This is a genomic window from Pseudomonas sp. D47, from assembly GCF_045447305.1.
Lineage (GTDB): Bacteria > Pseudomonadota > Gammaproteobacteria > Pseudomonadales > Pseudomonadaceae > Aquipseudomonas.
The window spans coordinates 1-3,731 of record NZ_JBJGXU010000131.1 but is presented as its reverse complement, the minus strand read 5'-3'; the positions used below and the strand labels follow the sequence as shown (position 1 = coordinate 3,731).

General features: G+C 53.3%; 2 protein-coding genes and 2 pseudogenes. 3 read left to right on the top strand and 1 reads right to left on the bottom strand.

The features are described from left to right. A pseudogene (locus tag ACI77I_RS31770) lies at nt 1-678 on the top strand (transposase); the annotation flags it as partial. Nucleotides 679-1,169: 491 nt separating this feature from the next. On the opposite strand, the gene ACI77I_RS31765 reads toward ACI77I_RS31770, so the two are convergent. Further along, nucleotides 1,170-1,469 (bottom strand): hypothetical protein, encoded by a 300-nt coding sequence (locus ACI77I_RS31765; protein WP_407000144.1) that lies wholly within the window; start codon nt 1,467-1,469, stop codon nt 1,170-1,172. A gap of 609 nt (nt 1,470-2,078) precedes the next feature. Here ACI77I_RS31765 and ACI77I_RS31760 point away from each other — a divergent pair. Together ACI77I_RS31760 and ACI77I_RS31755 are read left to right on the top strand one after the other, a co-directional pair. Continuing rightward, entirely contained in the window at nt 2,079-2,612 is a 534-nt protein-coding gene (locus ACI77I_RS31760; protein WP_407000142.1) for a YbjN domain-containing protein, read from the top strand. A gap of 264 nt (nt 2,613-2,876) precedes the next feature. Further along, nucleotides 2,877-3,731 (top strand): annotated as a pseudogene (locus ACI77I_RS31755) (IS3 family transposase); the annotation flags it as partial.

Here is a 3,731-nt window from a genome sequence, read left to right as displayed (position 1 = left end):
CTCTGTGTACTTACCCATGACGCCCCCAACGGTTGTGTCCAACCTTTGGGGGTCAGTTCAAATTAGGTGGACACCATCGCCTTTGGCGTCGAGGTCAGGAAGGTGTGTTGGCCGGACGCATACCCTTTATCTGATCGAGGATATCTACAGCCGAAAGGCGGTGGGCTGGGAAGTTTACGACGTAGAAAGTGGTGAAAAAGCAGCGGTATTACTGCAACGAAGCGTGACCCACGAAAAGTGCTGGCGCCAGCCGCTGGTGCTGCACTCTGACAACGGCGCGCCGATGAAGTCGGTGACCCTGCTGACCAAGATGTACGATCTGGGCATCACGCCATCGCGTGGTCGACCGCGGGTCAGCAACGACAACCCGTACTCGGAATCACTGTTCAGGACACTGAAATATTGCCCGCAGTGGCCGCTAGATGGTTTTAACAGCCCGGATGATGCGCGTGTTTGGGTGAGGGATTTTATGACCTGGTACAACACCAAGCATCGTCATAGCCGAATCCGTTTTGTGACACCGGCTCAACGTCACGAGGGAAAAGACCAGGAAATCCTGGCCCGGCGCGATGCAATCTATGGGCAGGCTAGAAAAAAAGACCGGAACGTTGGTCAGGTGAGACACGCAACTGGAAACCAGTCGGAACGGTATATCTGAACCCCGAAAGGGAGCTGTGACAGTGAGCATCAAGGTCGCGTAGCACCACGGTGGACGCGACAACTACCTTGAAAAACGCCGCTATCGTGCCGGGTCATGGTGCCCTCGAAGTCAAATACCGACAGAACATATGGAGGTAAGCTGCCAAAAAGGCTCATCATTAATCTGTGAATGTCACTGACGCTTAAAGAGAGCACGCGCTGCTGCCGCAGCGGCTTTAGCTGAGGCTAAAAAGATCACGGATGCTCCTCAACATGGATCAAGCTGGTCACCCGCTACACCAGCCTAGCCTTGGATATACGCAAAAATGGCGATGACAGGCGTAGCTATAATGGATAGTTCAGCGGGTGCATGTTTTGCACGCAGAAAGCTTAACCCTGTCTCCCTATCACCTGCGCGACAACTTGACGTGATCAAGGTCGATGATTGGTCAGAGGCCAGCTTCCCACGCCCAGCGCCCAGTATGGACCGATTGTGGGGGTCGTGCCGTGGTGCTGAAGCTCAATGCCTCCTAATATTCACAAGTTGAATTGCGACAAAAACCTTGCCGCACTATGTCGAGATCAATATCGGCACCAAGACAGTTACGGCACGTCGAGGCTCGGTCAATATACCGGAGTTCCCGGTGTTGGCTACCCGCCCAGTACTGCTTCATATACAAGACGCGCAAAGCCAGGTACTGCTCAAGGGAGATGGTGTTTTCACCGACAAGCATCGGTTTGTCACCATCGTTCTGGACAACGGCAACGTCTTTCTCAGTGATGGTCAGTCGAGCTAACGCTTGATAATCCGCAACAACGATGGCCAGCACTGCCTGCTCGATTACGTGAATTCATCCAACGCCGACCCGAATGTCTATTTGAATCGGATCACGCCATTGGCGCACCTCTCTAAGCTCATGCCCGCCAGCATCAGGATGCCAATGAACGCTTTCAAATGCTCTCGCCTGTTTGCTACGATTTTTCCTGCTGCTCGCCGGCGTTCTTCATGCGTTTTAACCTAAGTCTAACACCTGTAAAATTCAGGTTTGTCCCCATACGAGGTGGATTTCGGCAAGCTGTCCTTCCTCAATAGAACGACGTTTGAAAATCATCACCTGAACCCTATGGGAACAGGTTACACCTCTTTGAACGTCGACTTTGCGTTCAGCAGGAGGTAAGGGGAAAATATTATTCGAACCGCCACACTGATTCATTAACACGAAGGACAAAAAAACTTGCCCCCTCGGAGCACACTCGCTCAACGAACCCATTAAAAATCGGCAAAATTTATCAAAAGAAGTTTGCTTCCCTAAAAAACTCTCAGCGAAGCCCGCAACCGTTCGGTTATATGTTTTTATTGTTGCGAAGCTGAAATAACATACAAAACAATCACGGCCTGTGTGGCCATGCATGTAAATCCGATAAAGGACTCTATCGCTATGTCTACTAGTGGATTGATAACTCAAGTAACTACGGAAAAGATGACTCACGTGTTGCAGGAGGCAGGTTACCGCGTCAACCAAAGTGAACAAAATGGTGCCATCCAATTGCTGACCGCCAGTCAGGGCATCGGGTATGCCGTGCGTTTCGGCAATCGGGGCAGCGAAGCAGGTGCCTATGTTGATTTCACCTACAGCTGCGCTTTGCGCATTCAAGGCGCCTTGCCCGCTGGTATGACTGAGCTTTGGAACGCGACTCGCCGTTTCGCCAGACTTTCGGTGCAGAGTGATTTTTTGGTGATGGAATTGGATGTCACCGTGGCCGCCGGCGTCAGCCTGCATCACCTGCGCGGGAACCTGGAACTGTGGGATCGCCTGCTGCAGGAGTTCATCGTGTATTTGCGCGAGTACAGTCATCAGGTCGCGCACCTGGAAGCCGAAGCCACTGGATCTAAAGTACCTCTCGAGCCTCAGGCGGCAGTGTCGACGACTGAAAAAAGAAAAGCGGCTTCGACTGAGAAGGCCGAGCGCTGATCTCCCACGTTGGCTGCTAGGTAGCGCTGAAAGCGCCACCCAATGACCTTCAGCCTTACATGTGCAATACCTGAACCACCGCGATCGCCTCTACGCGGGCGCGGTGGATCACCGGGCTACCAATCTGCTCATGAGCCCGCAAATGCAGACATAAATTTATACCCCTTCGTCACCGCGGCTAGGAATTCCCTAAGTCTGCTTGTAGTGGTCTAATGAAACCGGACACCCTTTTAGGCGAGAATACTCGCCAGATCGAGGTGTCAGATGACCAAACAACGCCGTACCTTTTCCGCAGAATTCAAACGCGAGGCTGCCGACCTCGTGCTCAAGCAAAACTACAGCTTCATCGAAGCCAGTCGTTCACTGAGTGTTGGTGAGTCGGCGCTGCGCCGCTGGGTCGACCAGCTTCAGCAAGAGCGCACCGGCGTCACGCCCCAGAGCAAGGCCCTGACACCAGAGCAGCAAAAATCCAGGAGTTGGAAGCTCGGATTGCTCGCCTCGAGCGCGAGAAATCAATATTAAAAAAGGCTACCGCGCTCTTGATGTCGGAAGATCTCGAGCGTACGCGCTGATCAATCAGCTAAGCGTCCATGAGCCTGTTGACTGCTTGTGCTCGTTCGGGGTACTACGCGCATCGTCTAAGGCGGCGAACACCAGATGTTGAGCGGCCCAGGCTGCGTAGCCGAGTGAGCGAGTTGTTCACCCAGGGCCGAAGTGCTCCCGGCAGTCGAAGCATCACGTTGATGATGCAAGAAGAAGGTGAGCAAATTGGACGGTTTAAGGTACGCAGGCTGATGCGTGAGCTGGAGTTGGTCAGCAAGCAGCCAGGATCACACGCCTATAAAAAGGCGACAGTCGAGCGGCCGGATATCCCAAATATATTGAACCGAGAACTTGATGTCGAAGCGCCCAACCAGGTCTGGTGCGGCGACATCACCTACATCTTGGCACAGGGGAAATGACACTACCTTGCGGTTGTCATGGATCTTTACGCTCGCCGAGTGGCGGGCTGGGCGTTATCAGAAAAGCCGGATGCAGACTTGGTGATCAAGGCGTTGGACGTGGCTTACGAGCAGCGTGGCAAGCCGCAAGGCCTGCTATTTCACTCAGACCAGGGAT

Bases quoted from the DNA above. Each gene is read 5' to 3' on its own strand.
- ACI77I_RS31760 (WP_407000142.1), top strand. From the start codon at position 2,079: ATGTCTACTAGTGGATTGATAACTCAAGTAACTACGGAAAAGATGACT.